The sequence below is a fragment of the Chondrinema litorale genome (genome assembly GCF_026250525.1).
Classification (GTDB): Bacteria; Bacteroidota; Bacteroidia; order Cytophagales; family Flammeovirgaceae; genus Chondrinema; species Chondrinema litorale.
In genome coordinates this window covers 3,995,139-4,012,140 of sequence record NZ_CP111043.1, presented here as the reverse complement: position 1 = coordinate 4,012,140, position 17,002 = coordinate 3,995,139, and the positions used below count along the sequence as shown (strand labels likewise).

Annotated in this window: 10 protein-coding genes and 1 tRNA gene; 3 read left to right on the top strand and 8 right to left on the bottom strand. The window is 34.1% G+C overall.

Going from position 1 to position 17,002, the window contains the following annotated elements:
- Positions 1-295 precede the first annotated feature (295 nt).
- A complete protein-coding gene (locus tag OQ292_RS16540) occupies positions 296-604 on the top strand; it encodes a hypothetical protein (RefSeq protein WP_284683251.1) in 309 nt (102 codons plus the stop codon).
- A gap of 23 nt (positions 605-627) precedes the next feature.
- On the opposite strand, the gene lepB is transcribed toward OQ292_RS16540, so the two are convergent.
- Both lepB and OQ292_RS16530 read right to left on the bottom strand, forming a co-directional pair.
- Positions 628-1,770: a signal peptidase I gene (gene lepB, locus OQ292_RS16535; RefSeq protein ID WP_284683250.1), complete on the bottom strand. Its 1,143-nt coding sequence runs from the start codon at positions 1,768-1,770 to the stop codon at positions 628-630.
- A 143-nt stretch (positions 1,771-1,913) separates the two neighbouring features.
- On the bottom strand, positions 1,914-3,989 hold the full coding sequence (locus OQ292_RS16530; RefSeq protein ID WP_284683249.1) for an SBBP repeat-containing protein: 2,076 nt from the start codon (positions 3,987-3,989) through the stop codon (positions 1,914-1,916).
- A gap of 419 nt (positions 3,990-4,408) precedes the next feature.
- Here OQ292_RS16530 and OQ292_RS16525 point away from each other — a divergent pair, with 419 nt between their 5' ends.
- Positions 4,409-4,921, top strand: coding sequence for a hypothetical protein (locus tag OQ292_RS16525; protein WP_284683248.1), 513 nt, complete (start codon positions 4,409-4,411; stop codon positions 4,919-4,921).
- 40 nt (positions 4,922-4,961) lie between these two features.
- On the opposite strand, the gene OQ292_RS16520 is transcribed toward OQ292_RS16525, so the two are convergent.
- The 3 genes from OQ292_RS16520 to menD form a co-directional block, all read right to left on the bottom strand.
- Positions 4,962-5,033: transfer RNA gene (locus tag OQ292_RS16520), tRNA-Arg, on the bottom strand.
- A 73-nt stretch (positions 5,034-5,106) separates the two neighbouring features.
- Positions 5,107-5,931, bottom strand: a complete 825-nt coding sequence (gene menB / locus OQ292_RS16515; protein WP_284683247.1) for a 1,4-dihydroxy-2-naphthoyl-CoA synthase — start codon at positions 5,929-5,931, stop codon at positions 5,107-5,109.
- A gap of 50 nt (positions 5,932-5,981) precedes the next feature.
- Positions 5,982-7,706, bottom strand: coding sequence for a 2-succinyl-5-enolpyruvyl-6-hydroxy-3-cyclohexene-1-carboxylic-acid synthase (menD, locus tag OQ292_RS16510; protein ID WP_284683246.1), 1,725 nt, complete (start codon positions 7,704-7,706; stop codon positions 5,982-5,984).
- A gap of 384 nt (positions 7,707-8,090) precedes the next feature.
- On the opposite strand from menD, the gene OQ292_RS16505 reads away from it, so the two are divergent.
- Entirely contained in the window at positions 8,091-8,264 is a 174-nt protein-coding gene (locus OQ292_RS16505; protein ID WP_284683245.1) for a histone H1, read from the top strand.
- Between the two features lie 49 nt (positions 8,265-8,313).
- Here OQ292_RS16505 and OQ292_RS16500 read toward each other — a convergent pair whose 3' ends face one another.
- The 3 genes from OQ292_RS16500 to OQ292_RS16490 all read right to left on the bottom strand — a co-directional run bounded on the left by OQ292_RS16500 (position 8,314) and on the right by OQ292_RS16490 (position 16,828).
- A complete protein-coding gene (locus OQ292_RS16500; RefSeq protein ID WP_284683244.1) occupies positions 8,314-8,826 on the bottom strand; it encodes a DUF6913 domain-containing protein in 513 nt (170 codons plus the stop codon).
- A 154-nt stretch (positions 8,827-8,980) separates the two neighbouring features.
- Positions 8,981-11,023, bottom strand: coding sequence for an NAD-dependent DNA ligase LigA (gene ligA, locus OQ292_RS16495; protein WP_284683243.1), 2,043 nt, complete (start codon positions 11,021-11,023; stop codon positions 8,981-8,983).
- A gap of 201 nt (positions 11,024-11,224) precedes the next feature.
- The gene (locus OQ292_RS16490) at positions 11,225-16,828 is read right to left on the bottom strand and encodes an alpha-2-macroglobulin family protein (protein WP_284683242.1); all 5,604 of its coding nucleotides are present in this window, start codon (positions 16,826-16,828) and stop codon (positions 11,225-11,227) included.
- Positions 16,829-17,002: the final 174 nt, after the last annotated feature.

Here is a 17,002-nt window from a genome sequence, read left to right as displayed (position 1 = left end):
TTGTCGTCAGACTCACACCTCCCTAAAAATAGACAAAAAAGTGAGATTTAGAGTTAATAGGCTACTTTTTTTAGAGGGTTGGGTAATTGAAGTTTAAGAGGGTGGGGAGAAAGAAGAATAATAAACGCTATAGAAAAAATTCAATAAGGTAATTAAAGTTTAAACACATGCTTTTAAGATTATTCGAAGTCTAGGTTTATCTTTCTTCAAATTTTCATATTAAAGTTAGAATAATTTAGAACTTAAATGCTATTTAAATTCTAGATACTTAAACCTTAATATCTTTTCTTAAAACATGAATGAAAGGCAAATAATAGCAATTAACAATTTAGAAAAGTATTTACCTTATTTCAAAAACTTCTCAAACGAAAATAAGCGATTCTATCCAGAGTATGATATTATATTTCGAATACTCAAATTTATTAAGTCAAAAACAGAACTAACCCAATTAGATTTTGAAGAAGTTTTAAGTATATATCAAGATCATTATGATGGATCAGCGTGGTTTGATATTAAAGAGTTTCGCTTACCTCAATTAATTCGAGTATTTGGATATGAAGTTGGCATTGACGAAAAGACTCAAAAACTATATATAAAAGGGTAAGTTTCAGATTATAGATGCCTTTATCAAATTATTTCTTTACCAATTCGATCAAATTTTTTGCTCCAATAAATATACATCACTTTACCAACAATCAGTTTTTCTGGTAGAAATCCCCAATATCTCGAATCTTCTGAATTGTGTCTACTATCTCCCAAAACAAAATAGTAATTGTCTTTTACTTTATATTCACTTACTTGCTTACCATCTATCAATACAACTGAGTCTTCGATAATTACAGATTCATTTTCATACTCTATTACCTTAGAATAAAGGCCTATGTTCTCTCTTGTAAGCTTAATTATATCTCCGCTTTTGGGTATATATATACTACCATAGTAATCTGCATTCCATGTGTCTTTGTAGATTTCAGGAAATATCATTCGATCCCCTTCACCTTTTTGCATAAGATCTATCTTAATATCTTCAATTAATCCTATATGTCTTAATTTTTCTGCTTGATTAAGTGTCATTTGAACATAATATTTACCTCCTCTTAACTCGAAATAATCATTTATTGATTGTTCTTCAAAAAAGCTTGGATCAATGGACTCACCATTTGTTGAAACAAGGAATCTGAACTTAAATTCAGGCATATTTTGCAATGTGTCTCCATTTACAAATACATGGCTGTTTATTATTTGTAGACTGTCTCCCGATAATCCAACACATCTTTTTATATAAATTGTCTTGAAGTCTTTTGGATATTTAAATACTAAAACCTCTCCCCGCTTTATGTTTTTCTCTTTCTTAAAAGCTAAAAAATCACCCACTTGCAATGTTGGATCCATTGAAGGGGTAGGAATCATTGCAAGGTTGATAGGAGTTAATTCATTTATTATTCGAGGGAGAAAATTAAAAAATGACATATGAATAAAAACTATTAGCACATAGAAATACCACTTATCATATTTCTTAGGTTCGTAGTCTTTCCACTTCCTTACTGATTTATAACCACCAACTAAATTATATAGCAAATAACTTATAGCTATGAAAACTGCAACTATGTAAATGCTGAATGTATATGAAATAAATCTTGATCCAAAGACAATTAAAAAAAACAAAATATAAAGTAATATTCCTTTCTTAAATTGTCTGGCATAAACCTGCCCAAGACCAGGAACAAAGAAACTTAACACCAATGCTTTCCAGCCTTTTTTTGTATTCATTAATGTAGTATTATTCTAATGTGATAAATAAGTAAATAAGCCTCAAAATGAGTTTATATTCGGCTAAATCTAATACAGAATAGTTATTTTAATGATGAATTAAATTGATCATTAAATTCGTATTTTCTGCGATCTCATATAAATTATTTCTTCACTACTCTTATCAGTGCTCGTTTATTTTCTTTTGATGCTATTGAGGTTAGTTCAATTAAATAAATTCCACTGTTCACATTTATATAAAGCTCAATCTTATCTTCATCATTAAAAACTTGTTTATCTACTTGTTGCCCAGTAATAGTTATCACTTTTACTTCCAATTTATTTATCTGTTTTTCCAACTCTATCTTTAGATAGCCATCAGTAGGATTCGGATATACTAAAACTTCATTTTCAAAAGAACTTTTAATAACACCCAAAACTGTCATTGGGAAGCAAGCAGATGTTTCTGAACATTCATTTCGTGTAATTTCTACAGAATAGTTACCATCAAATGTAGGTATAAAAGATTGATCTGTAGCTCCAGCTATTGGTGTATTACTATCACAATCTATCCATTGGTAAGTTGCATTTTCTTCAACAGTAGTTAATTTACTTCCATCTTGTACCACCTCAGAATTTATATTGCTAATTGTTAAATTTAAAGTAATTACAGAATCACAACCTTCTGCATTAGCAATTGTATGAGTAGCTGTATTGTTAGATTCTGTATAAGTATTTCCATCTATCCATGTATAACTAGTACAAGAGAAAATGGGATCTGTTAAAATTTCGATGTAGCAAGGATTTAGTTTTAATGTAAAAATATCGTTGCCCCCCTTAGATGTCATTAAACTAGTTTCTGAGCTAGGATCAAAATCTGAAGTATTTATAAAATTGCCTGTAATAACTAAATTATCTTGAGTGTCCGAGGTTAAAGAATAACCATATTCATTCGAGCTTCTAACAATTGGAGTTACTCTAATAAAATTTCCTTTGCTATCAAGTTTAAGTAGAAAAATATAGGCATTAGCATCTGTTATTAGTTCATATTCTTCTTCACCAGGATCAAAATCTGCGATACCATGAAAGCTACCTAAAATATATACATTGCCTTTAGCATCACTTGTTATTGAAAAACTTGAAGAATATACTGCTCCACCAGAAATCTCTATCGATTTTGCCCAAACTAAATTTGCTTCTGCATCTAATTTTTGGATAAAAATATCTCCATCTAAAAAAGTAGAATCTTCTCCAGGATCAAAATCTACTTTCCCAATGAATGAACCAGTACTGTAAACATTGCCAGAATCATCAACAAATATACCTCTCCCCTTTTCACTACTTTCTCCCCCCATAGATTTAGCCCAGACCAAATCTCCATCCCTATCAAATTTTGACACAAACACATCTGAACTTTCAACATTATTTAGAAAGCTCTCACCATCACCTGCATCAAAATCAGTTGAATAATAATCACCTATCACATAAATAAACCCCAGTGAATCAATCACCATAGACCTGCCAATATCTTCCGCATTACCACCAATATGTTTTACCCAAATAAAATTTCCATTAGTATCTAATTTTTGCAAAAAAATATCGGTATCTCCTCTCCATTCCAAAATATTTATACCTACACCTGGGTCAAAATCAATATCATTTTGAAAATAACCTAATGTATATACATTACCATCTGTATCAACTTCTATCGCATAACCTGATTCTCCAGCTAGGCCGCCAATCTTATGAGCCCACAAAAACGCTCCATTTTGATCTAGTTTCAAAATGAAAGCATCTTGCCAAAATTCTATATAAGATGAGAGAAAATAGATATCTTCTCCAGGATCAAAATCAACACTATCAGTGAAATAACCAGTTAAATATATATTACCTTCTGAGTCAGTAGTAACATCATAACCAACATCTGTACTTATTCCTCCTATTGATTTAGCCCATAGAAAATCTCCGGTTGAATTTACTTTTTGAATAAAAATATCTTTATCTCCATTTGAGATCAAATTATAAATTTCTTCACGTGGATTAAAGTCAGCTGTACCTTCAAAAACCCCAGTTGTGATGATATCTCCATTAAAATCAATAGTGTGTGATACACCAAAATCATTTGAGTTACCACCAAAACTTTTTGCCCAATCTAAGTTTTGCGAAAAACCATTAAAACTTGCTATTATAAATCCAAAAACTAAATAAAGTTTAAACCCTACCACTTTAGAAATGCTCATGTTATTGTACAATACTAATATTAAGTTAAATTAAACTAGGAAAAAAACGTAGCTAACTATAAAATATTGGTATATTAATTTCATTATTAGCTGATATACTCAATACATATTCATATCATTTCTCTAAAGGATTAAAAAATGGTTTTGTGGAATTATTACCTAGTTGAATAAAATAATGAAACGCAATTAGTCTATTCTGATAAGTATAAAAAAGATTAATTAAAGAAGTAAACATAGATACAGTTTTAACTAAATTAAAACACCCAACTATTGCTAAAAGAGAAGGAATTAAAGCACTTTAAATATTTGGTTTATATTCTAACTAGATGGTAAAGTATATGAGATAAAAATTATCAAAGGATTTGATAAACGCTGTGAAGAAGAGGGGATAAGATTTATAAAAATACTTGGGGGAATTAATGGTTAACCAAAAGAAAAAGAAATCTAAATTAATTGACTTAATAGTATTTATACCTGTCTCACTCGCATTTCTTGTATTAGGTATATATGAGCTATTTAGAGAAGATACTTTTCTGCTAAAATTATTCCCTATATTTCTTATTACAGTATCGATTACCTTATTAAGGAAGCTGTATTTTCATGCATTAAAAATATTTTCGCCACACCCAGAGTTTGAATTCACAAAACACGATTTTTTAATATATGACAACTCAAAATACAATAAGATACCTTATGAAGATATCACAAATTGCCAGTTATTCCCTTCCAATCAAAAAGCTGCAGAATTATTAATATTCTTAAAACTAAATTCAAAAATTAGAGGTAATATCACTGAGGACAACGAAGAGTATTACAAAATACCCAGTACTAAAAAAGTGGTGAGATTAAGTTTAGTTTTTGCAGATATTAAACCCGAAAAACTAGTTGAGCTTATTAAAGAAAGAATAGATGAACCTGAAAAAATAAATTAGTATAAAAACTTTTTCAGCTATTTCACATCATCAATCATAATAGCCGCGGCAGGAATCGAACCTGCATCTTAGGCTCCGGAAACCCACATACTATCCATTGTACTACGCGGCCAAAAATGCTTTTGCAAAATTAAAAAGTTAACCAAGATTAGCTAACTTTTTAATTCTTTTACATTAAAATATTCTTATGGGAACTTAGGGTATTTATGGAAATCTGGATCTCTTTTTTCCAAAAACGCATTTTTCCCTTCTTGCGCTTCTTCAGTTAAGTAGTAAAGAAGTGTAGCATTTCCTGCAAGTTCTTGTATACCAGCTTGTCCATCGAGCTCTGCATTAAGTCCCATTTTAATCATTCTTAATGCCATTGGGCTTCTCAATTTCATAATACTGCACCATTCCATAGTTTCTTCTTCTAGTTTTCCCAAAGGAACTACTTTGTTAACCATACCCATTTCTTCTGCTTCTTTCGCAGAATATTGCTTACATAAGAACCAAATCTCTCTTGCTTTTTTCTGCCCTACGTGTCTGGCTAAATAAGAAGAGCCAAAACCCGCATCAAAACTACCAACTTTAGGACCTGTTTGCCCGAAAATTGCATTTTCTGAAGCAATAGTAATGTCACAAACCACATGTAGTACATGGCCACCACCAATCGCAAAACCATTTACCATAGCAACCACTGGCTTAGGTAAAGAGCGTATTTTTTTCTGAAAATCAAGAATATTTAATCTCGGAACACCATCTGGACCTATATATCCACCATGCCCTTTTACATTCTGATCACCACCGCTACAAAATGCTTTGTCTCCTTCACCAGTAAGTACCACCACAATAATTTTATTATCGTAACGACAATGGTCAATTGCATCTAGCATTTCCATTACCGTTTGTGGTCTAAAAGCATTTCTTACTCTTGGTCTATTAATAGTAATTTTTCCAACTCCATCGCAAAACTGGAATTTTATATCTTCGTATTCTTTGAGGGTCTCCCAACTAAATTTACTTTCCATTTTTATTGATTTAGGTGATTGAATGAAAATTTGATCTGTAAAAATAAGTGCTACAAGCCATTGCCCGAAGCATTCGGCAACATTTTACCCAATTCATTTTTATAAGCTTGCATTTTCTCATACACATTTTGCTGAGAATCTTTAATTTCTAGTATCATAGCCTCATTATTTTGAGGATTCACAAAATCAACCAAATGTTTAAGAAACTGTTCTCGCGTTTCGGATTGTTTGTAGTCTAAACTGTGCAAATTTGCCAATTTTGAGGCATTTCGTGTTTGCTCTGTTACGAAAAACTCATCTAAGGCATTTGTTCTATCAGGACCGGGAATCATTCTAAAAATAGCACCACCATTATTATTTAAAAGTAAGACTCTTACATTTGACTTTTTATACTTATTCCAAAAAGCATTGCCATCGTAAAAAAAAGTAAGGTCTCCAGTAATAATAAAATGCAATCTGGTATCTGATAAAGAATGCCCAACAGCTGTACTCAAACAACCATCAATTCCACTTGTTCCTCTATTAGAATACACAGTGATATTTTTCTTTATACCGATATGATTCGCATATCTTACCGACATACTATTAGCTAAGTGAAGCACAGAATTTTCTGGAATAACATCTAATACTCGCATTACCACCTCAAACTCACCAAAACTTCCACGCTTAAAAAAGACTTGGTTAAAATCATCAGTTTGTTGGCTCATCAATTTCCAAGACTCAAAAAATACCTTATTCTCCTTCTCTGTTAAATAAGGCAGCATTTTGTTGAAAAAGTCGGTTGGTGTTGTTCTGATAATTCTTTGTAATGATTGAAATACATCTGCTACCTGACCATATGGCTGAATATGCCAATGAATCAAATCTGGATTATTCCTTAGAAACAGTTTAAGTTGCTTAGATAAAATAGATTTACCAAAAGAGATGAGCAAATCAGGAACTGGCATTTTAGTCTTAATTTCTTTATTACCTAAAAATGCATCGTGATATTGAATGCCATTTTTTAATTGATGTGCATTTGAAATAATATCTGTAAAGACTGGAATTTGCAGTGCTCCTAACATTGAATACAACTCAATATTTGGTAAATCTTGCCCAATTAGAATGCCTACATTATCAAAGTTTTTAAGCTCTTCTACCAGTTCATTTAGAGTAGCATCACTTAACTGCATTTGTACCTCAGATGCTCTAATGATTTTAGGTTTCCCAAAAGTAACCTCGCTTTGAGATGTCGGATAGAAAGGCTCTCTTATTGGAATGTTTACATGAACAGGCCCTTTCTGCCCTTCTTGCGAAAGCAAAATCGCTTCGTTCATCATTCTTTCTGCATGCCAAACAGCATCTTTGTGTTCGTAACTTACGGGTAAATGAAAACTCTTTTTCACAAAGGAACCATAAATATTCGGTTGCCTTATTGCCTGTCCATCTTGTTGGTCTATCCATTCATCTGGGCGGTCTGCAGTGAGCACAAGCAATGGTATTTCTTGATACATAGCCTCCACAACAGCTGGCATATAGTTAACAGAAGCTGTACCTGATGTACAAATTAATGCAACTGTTTTATTAGTTGATTGAGCGATGCCCATACCAATGTAAGCTGCCGACCTTTCATCTGAAATTGAAATACATTTTATCTTAGGATGAGCTGAAAAAGCGATGAGCAAAGGAGCACATCTGGAACCCGGAGATAACACAGCATGCATCACATTATGTTGGGCACAAATCTCAGCTATATTTATTAATGATTGAAGTTGAATTGAACTGCTTTCTTCCATTTTATTTCTTTAACTAACCCCTCAAATTTACTCAATTTCAAAGTTAACAGATTAGTCAAAAACAATATAAAATTCTGTTTAGCAGCTTGGTAAAATTACATAACTAACGACTTAGTTATTTCCTATAAAATTGCATAAAAACGCCTCTGTATGGCTCAAATTCAAGCAAAATGCACTAAAAAAGTAGTTTTAAAAAAATTACGATGTAATAAAAAATCCAATTTGGAACTATTATTTTTCATATATTTTCTTTTATAAGTGCAAAATTTATTAATAATTAATATCAATTGTTGAAAATATACTTCTTTGATTTTATGTTTTTGCAATATTTTCCTATTTTGCAGCAGGTAAATCAAGTATAATCACTAATAATTTTGAAATCCAATGGAAAAATACACAAAGCTTAAAGAACTAGTAACATCACTTGAAGAAGACATTGCTAAGTTCTATGATAAAGGTAACCAAGCCGCTGGTACCCGTGTAAGAAAAGGAATGCAAGATCTAAAATCTTTAGCTCAGGATATCAGAGTTGATATTCAATCTAAGAAAAATGAATAGGTTTTGTATCTAATCAAAAGGTGATTAATCATTGCGATTAATCACTTTTTTAAGCAACAACAGATTTAATTGCGTGCGAATAATGCACCATATTCTTAATAAGTTCTGTAAGATTATTGTTGTTTTTGTTTCCCACCATTAGTTCAAAAAAGCCTGAGTTTTCTTCAGCATAAGTACCCACTCTACATCTTGCCTTACTCGCTGCCATTAGATACTTTACAGGTGTTTGCAAATCGGTACAGATACAATACAGATAGTCAAATTCTTTGTCTATAAATTTATTAATCTTCTCTGCATTAATCTTCCCAAACATGGTAATATCTTCATCTTTTAAGACGTGGTACTGGAAATTATATGGGTTATCTTGACTGGAATTTAGATAAGTAATAGCCTCAACTGATTTGCCTTCGCTTTTAAGTTCTTTCACAAAGTTGTTGATCTTACTGCTATGTTCTTCTTCAGAAGCATTAAAATATATACCGATGCTTTTTGCATCTTTATAATCTATAGAATTTCTCTTTGCAGAATTTGCTTTTACAGCTTTAGCTAAATTCTGGTTCAAAAAAAACTCTCTTACGGATGTGACGATTGAGCTCATTAAAAAATCAAATAAAGATTGGTTAAGATAATAAAAGTATAGATTACTTAAAAAACTCTATACAGCAATAACTAACATTTTAACCTGTTTGGTACTTTAGTTAATGAGAAATTCGATTTTACGAATTAAGCAAAGATACAAATTCCTCTTCTGAAATTATCTTAACCTCTAATGCTTCTGCCTTTTTGAGCTTACTCCCTCCAGCTTTATCACCTGCAATAAGATAATCCAGATTACCAGAAACTGCCGATAAAACCTTGCCACCCTTACTTTTTATTAAACTTTTCAATTCGTCTCTTTCGTAGTTGGCAAAAACACCAGAAACTAAAAATGATTTTCCTGCCAGTGTAGCTTCTTCTTCATTTACCTCTGGCTCTTCTGGCATCTCAAATTGTAATCCCGCTTCTTTTAAAGCATCTATTACTAACATATTTTGCTCATCTTCAAAATAAGCAACCAGACTTTCCGCGATTCTTTCACCAATCTCATGCACAGCCACCAACTCTTCTAAAGTAGCTTTAGTGAGAGCATCTATATTTTTAAAGTGAATGGCCAGTTTTTCGGCAACTGTGGCACCTACATATCTAATTCCTAAAGCAAACAATACTCTTGGAAAAGCAATACTTTTAGAGTTTTGAATTCCCTCTAGAATATTATCGGCTGATTTTTCTCCAAACCTGTCAAGCGACATTAATTGCTCTTTGGTAAGTTTATACAAGTCTCCGGGATGCTTTAATAAACCATTTGCATACAATTGTTCAATTGTCTCAGGACCAAGCGATTCTACATTCATTGCCTTTCTTTGAATAAAGTGCTCAATTCTACCTTTAATCTGAGTTGGGCAGCCTAAAACATTAGGGCAATAATGCGCTGCTTCACCTTCTTTTCTGATCAATGGTGTATTACAATCTGGGCAGTTGCTAATAAAGTCAACTACCTGTGCATCACCTTTTCTCAAAGGAGTATTTACACCAGTAATTTTAGGAATAATTTCTCCACCCTTTTCAATATAAACCATATCTCCTAAATGCAAATCAAGTCGTTCAATCTCATTCGCATTATGCAAACTGGCTCTTTTTACAGTAGTTCCTGCCAATAAAACAGGCTCCAAATTAGCCACCGGAGTAACTGCTCCAGTTCTACCTACTTGAAAAGAAACTGATTTGAGAATAGTAGAAGCACTTTCGGCTTTATATTTATAGGCAATCGCCCAACGAGGACTTTTTGACGTGTAACCTAACTCTTCCTGTAGTCTGAAATCGTTTACTTTAATAACAATTCCGTCTGTTTCAACTGGAAAGTTTTTTCGCTTTTTCTCCCAGTCGTTGATGTAGCTTACAACTTCTTTAATCTCACCACATTTTTTGTAAGTATCAGAAACATTAAACTTCCAACTAGTAAGTAACTCAAGGGCTTCTGCATGGGTTTTTATATCCATATTATCCCAAATTAGGGAATAAGCAAAAAAGCCTAATTTTCGCTTTGCAACCACTCCAGAATCTTGCATTTTTAACGTACCAGAAGCAGCATTTCTAGGGTTTGCCAACAATTTGATTGGCTTCTTACCAGCCTTTTCTCTTTCCTTGTTTTCAGTAACAATTTCCAGATTGAGTTGTTCAAAACGCTTTCTAGTTAAGAAAACTTCGCCCCTTACTTCAAATAATGGAGGTATATTTTCACCCTCAATACTTAAGGGAATATTCATGATGGTTTTGGCATTTTCAGTTACTTCATCTCCCTGCACACCATCACCTCTGGTGACTGCTCGTAGCAAAAGCCCATTTTCATAAGTTAGACTTAGCGCTACACCATCAAACTTTAATTCACAAGTATATTCGTAAGGCTCCTCCAGTAATTTTTCTACACGCTTATCAAAATCAAACAACTCTTCTTCGTTGTAGGTATTCCCCAACGAAAGCATAGGATATTGGTGTTTTACCGAATTAAAAGCCTTGGTAATTGTACCTCCCACTCTTTTACTTGGCGAGTCCGGATAAGCAAACTCCGGGAACTCCTTTTCGAGTGACATTAATTTCTCAAGTAGCATATCAAACTCATAATCAGAAACTTCTGATACATCATTTTGATAGTACTGTATATTGTAATGGTTAATTTTTTTAGTTAATTCGGCTATTTCTATCCTTGCTTCTTCTGGTTTCATACTAGGTCATTTGATTTTCCCAAAAATAGTCAGTGCTTTTGTTTTTTACGAATCTTATTAAATGGAAACTATGCTTAATTTTTTCTGCTTCAAATTAAACACACATCCAATGCATTTTGATTTAAATTCTTTGAAAGATAAAAAAATACCCCATGTCGATTCTCTACTGACATGGGGATATTGATTTATTCTTTATAAGACTTATTGATTTTCAACTCCTTCAACTTTTACTACTTTACCCGGCTTACGTGCATTAATGCTGTGATCGTACATAGCCTCACAAGAAATGGTCGGCATATAGTACTCTCCTGCATAACTCGCATTCAACCTGATTCTAAAAGTCTTGGTTTCTGAAGCTTTTAGATCGAAGAAGGTATAAACTCTATCGTCTCGTATATCTTGATATTCTGGTTCGCTTACCTTATCTGAATCGAGACTGCCATCCATTCTGGAATTGAGAATTTCCCAGCCAGAAGGGAATATCTGATTCAATACTAATTCTTCATAATTACCTCGCAAACCAGGATTGGTAACTTTGGCTTCTACCATAAAGTCTGTACCTTGAGCTAGACTTGTTGGATCCATTTCTTTCTCATTTAAATCCAGATAGCGAACACTCAACTTCAAGCTACTTTCTGCCGCAGATTGATCACCTCTCGCAGGAACACCTTCGGTAATAATTCTAGTAAATAATACTGTGTTGCTCGTATTCTTTAAAGAAAGATTATACACTCCACCAGCTTTTACATTCAGTTTTTTCTGAATCATAGAAAGATCTGTGCTCGCTTCAACAGGGCTACCTTCTGGTAAATTCAAAGTGAATTTCATTCCAGATGATTGAGAGGCATTGTCCATGCCTGCAAATTTGGCTACTGCAATCAAACTGTAAGCAGTTGTTTGAGTACTCAACCAAGTATCTGCACTTAAATGTGCGGCAATGTCTTTTAATAAATCGAAGCCTTTGGCTTTGTCATTCATCAAACAAAGCGTTTCTAAAATCATCGCTTTATCTCTGGTATCTGAACCATAAGTGTAAGATAGTTCTTTATAACTCTTTACATCTGTAGTTAAGCCTTTAACCAGTTCTTTACCAGCACTATTTTTACCTGTTAGATAATATGCCGCAGCTAATCGCCAAGCACCTTGCGTTGTCAGTTCTTTCAGCTCTCTTAACCTGTTCATCGCACCAGTTTCTGCATCGTTACTTAAAGCCAAAGCGTAAAGTCTGTATGCTTGCATTAAATCGTCGTTCCAATAAGCTTTGCTGTATCTCCATTCACGTGCAGATTTTTTGAGGTATCGTTTCAAGTTAGACTTTAAGAAACTTGGCACTTGATAGCCTTTTTTCTCTGCCTCAATAATAAAATGATAAGCATAAACAGATCCCCAATCGCTGCTTTCTCTTTGTCCTGGCCAATAAGCCATACCTCCATCATTTGTTTGGAAAGAGTTAAGTCTAGCAATTGTCGCCTTAATATTACTTTCTATCTTCTTACTTCTTTCAGGAGTAATTTCCATTAGGTTGTTAACCAACAACTGAGGGAAACCAGAAGAGACTGTTTGCTCGATACATCCATAAGGATAGCGAATTAAATAAGAAAGTCTTTTCTCTAAGTTAATTGGTGGTATGCGTGAAACCTCTAACATCGATGAATTTGTACCTGCAACACCGATTGCTCCGTAAGAAGCATCCCAAGTTTTACCTGGTTGTATCATGCCTTCAATCACATTCGTAACTGGTGGATTCGGGTTTCTCACATCAATTTCTACTTCATCTACAGAAGTTACTCCATTTGCAGAAGCAGTAATTTTGATATTGCCAATACCTGTGGTAGCCTTCACATCCATATCGAAAAAGACGATTTGCTCACCAGATTTATCTATCTGAACCTGCTTAGAAGCTGTTGGTAAAGAAAGTAAATCGCTCGCTTCAATATTTACTGTTACACTACTGATTGAAGGATCAGAAACAAACACATTTACTGGTAATTTCACTTTTTCTTCAGGTCCTAAAACTCTTGGTAGTGTACCTAAAACCATGAGAGATTTTTTTACAGGTGTCACTTTTTCGGTGTTACCATAAGCTCCACCTTTAGCAGCCACCACCATTGTTTTTACAGAACCAATGTATCTTGGCATTTTAATTTTATGCACATTGGCATCTCCAGCATCCAATTGGAATGGACCTAAATATTTTACAACAGGTTTAAATCGGTTTGCTTTAGCATTTTCTTTCGCATCAACTCCGTCACCACCACCTAAGGCAAGTAATCTACCTAATGAGCCGCCAAACGCTCCCATTACATCATCGTATAAATCCCAAGTTTTAACACCTAGTGCTTCTCTCGCATAGAAGTTAGACCAAGGATCAGGAGTTTTAAATCTGGTAAGATCAAGCAAACCTTCTTCTACAACAGCCAAGGTGTATGTCATTGGTTTACCTTCACTCTCAGATACTTGCACCTCAAATGTGGATTCTGGCTCCAATACATCTGGCATTTTTAGTTCTGGTGAAAGATGGGTTTCTGGATCATCTACCATCACTGGAATTACACCATAAAGCCTAATTGGTAAATCGTTGATCGTTTGCGCATGTGGTTGTATCAATGAAATATTTACATAAACATTCGGTGCCATTGCTTCTGTAACTTCGAAAGAGAATGGATTGTCGCCTTCTTCTGTTTGCAACCAGAAAGTTTGTACTACCTTTCTTCCATTTTCGATGCTAATTAAAGCTCTGCTATTTTTACTGCCCGGAATATTAAGTGTTACTTTTTCACCTACCTGATACTTTTCTTTATCAGAAGCAAAAGTTAACATGGTAGCTCCAGATGGCATTTCGTTACTATCTCCACCCCAAGAAGTATAATGAATTTCGCCAGTACAATGTCCCGATACTGGATCACAAACTTTGATGTAGTATCTACCCCACTCGTTTAGATCAAAATTAAAAGTAGCTTTTCCACCACTTGTATTTACTCTACCAGTTGCGACCGGAGTTTTGTTTTGGCGACTTACATAATTGGCTACATCTTCACTACTTTGATTCCACCACCAACTCCAATTTAGTCGGTAAACAGAAACTATAACTCCTTGTCTGTCAACAGGCTCTCCATTTGCATCTACCGTTGCAATATCAACGCTATTAGACTTATCATAAAAAAGCTTGCTCCAACTTTTGCTATCTGGCAATTTCATCCCAACAAAAGAGCTGAAAGGGTAGTAAGGAATCACAATTCTATCTACACTAAAGTTGCCACCTTCTTCAAATACTTTTCCTCTAAAATTTGCCTGTAAAACTCCGGGAGCTGCATCTTCTACATCTATACTTGTACTGATGGTTGCTTTACCATTTTCGTCTAACCTACCACTAAACACTTGCTGGCTTTCTCCATAGAACTGTTTGCCTTCATCATCAAAATTATAATTCTGATAGTCTTCAAAAGCTGTTTTACCTTTAGTAAGGTCAAGCTCAAACTCTGCTTTTAAATTTGGTGCAGGCGCTCCATGTAACCATTTTACTTCTAAATCGGCAGTTATCTTTCCATTACTTGCTGTTAATTTATCTGTACCAAAATCCAGATTAATTTTTAAACGGTTAGGTTTAACAGTTTCAATTTTAATGTTTTTACTGAATGTAGTACCACCAACCATAACTTTGGCTGTCCAATTTCCAGTTGGTGCATCGGCATCAGTAGTAGTTATAAAGTTGTAAAAGCCATCAACACCTTGAGAGCGAACTTCTTTCTTAACCACCTGCCCCATTGGGTTTTGTAATTGGAATACAACTGGGTGGTTTTCTGGCAATAATCTATCTTTATCTTCAAGAATAAAGTTTAAGAAAAGTGTATCTCCCGGTCTCCAAACACCTCTTTCTCCATAAATAAAGCCTTTTAATCCTTTCTGAATTTCTTGACCTCTCACATTGAAATTACTGAGAGAAAGTGATGAGCCATCGTCTATCTTAAGGTATCCCTTTTGGTTACCAAGTGTAGCAACCAACAAGAAAGGTTTCTTTTTAGGATCTAGTCTTGCCAGACCTTCGCTATCAGTTAGATTATCGTCGAGTAACTGATGCTGGTAATTATAAACGGCCACTTCTACATTACTTAAAGGCTCAGTAGTTCTTAAATCGGTTACTGCTGCCAACATTTCTCCATTATTGCCTCTCTTGGCAATTACACCAAGATCAGAAGCTAATACATTTTTATTAACCGATCTTCTCGCACCATAATAAGCAGGGTGGCAAGGGTCATCACGATGTTCCCAATCGTAATATCCGTAGTAATAGTAATCGTCGTAATAATCCCAAGTATTTTTATCGTACTCCTCTTCAAGCTCTTGAAGTGAAGTTTCTTTATTACTCTCTGATGCACCTTCACCAAGGTCAAATTCTTCTTGGCAAACATAAGCTGCATAGTCTTTTGTAAAGCTGATGTTCACCTGATAGATTGCTCCTGGTTCGGTTTGAATCATATCTGAAAGATCAAGTGAATACCTGCTCCAGTTGCTCATATCTGCATTACCAGAGTTATTCAATTTGATATTTTTTAGCAGAATAGGTCTTCCTACTCGTTTCATCTCTGTTCTTTCTTCAAGTGAATTTACTTGCAGAAACTGAGCGATATTATCTTCATAAACTCTAATTACTCTAACATCTACCTCATTTAAACCAACTGCTTCAAAAGGTAAAATCAATCCTTTAGAATTAGGTAAAATTGTTCCATTACCCACAAATCTCACCTCTGGTTTCATTTGCTCAAAAGCCAGCGAAAAACTCAAATCATCTTTTAACGGATAACCTTGGCTGTTTTTAATTCCGGGTGAAACACGAACTTCTTTCGCACCTGTTTGTCTTACTGTTGGGTAAACCAAAATCTCATTAGCCTGAATCTGGAATCTAAGATTGTTTAAACCAGTTATCTGGATAAGACCATCCAAATCTTGATTGGCCTGAATTGGATCTGAAAACCTTAAGCGCACATACTGTTCTGGATTATGCACCACTTCGGTATTCATTAACTTAAAGTCTCCAAGCGCAGGAATATCTACATTTTCGGTTCCTTTATAAGAAACACCCATTGGCTCACCATTCCACTCTAGTTCGAGCGTGCGTTTGCTATCTTTTCGCTCAATACCAGAAACAGTAAAATAATGGGTTAAACCTTCTTCGGGATGCACCCAAGAAATATCTAATGTTTTATCATTTAATGAAGCTGTTAATAATTTTTCTACTTCTTCATTTGAAGCTATATCGGCAGTATATATAGAACCAGAAAGCTTTTGCATACTTGGTTCATCGTTATCGTCTGGTGCTAAGCCTTCTAGTTGCAAATCGAAATTTTGTGAGATCGTTGAAAACTCGTAGGATAAGTTTTCCATACCATCTTGCACATCTACTACTTTACCTAATTCAAAATTCAACACATACTTTGTTCCTGACTGAAGCTCTTTTGCAGGAATAAATTCTATTGTTCTGCTATCAATCCAAGATGCATCACCTGTAATTTCTGGATCAAATGTAAAATATGAAGATGTAACAGATTCGCCGACTCTTGCTGAATCTGCAAACTGAGAGGCCAGTTGTATTCTAATAGGAGACTTTTTGGATATAACTCCGGCAGTATATGCGCTTACATAAGATGCATAGGCAGCATCTACAGTTGTTTTCACACTCCTACCTGCTTTTAATGTACTTGAGAAGTACAAAAAACCTCCAATTACAACAGCCAGAATAAATGCAGTGATAAAAACTTTTCTGGTAACACTAAGTGCCAAAATGGAAATACTAGCAAACGGCTTCATAAAAAAATTGCAATTTGTTTATTCTTAAGTACAATTTGGGGATTATATATATATAGCATTAAAATATGCTATTTATTGAGAGTTATGCAATAAAAAAAATAAGTCTGCTTGAAGAATGCTGTGAAAATATACTAAAAATACTGGTTAAAGTTATCCATTCTCAATGAGATTTGC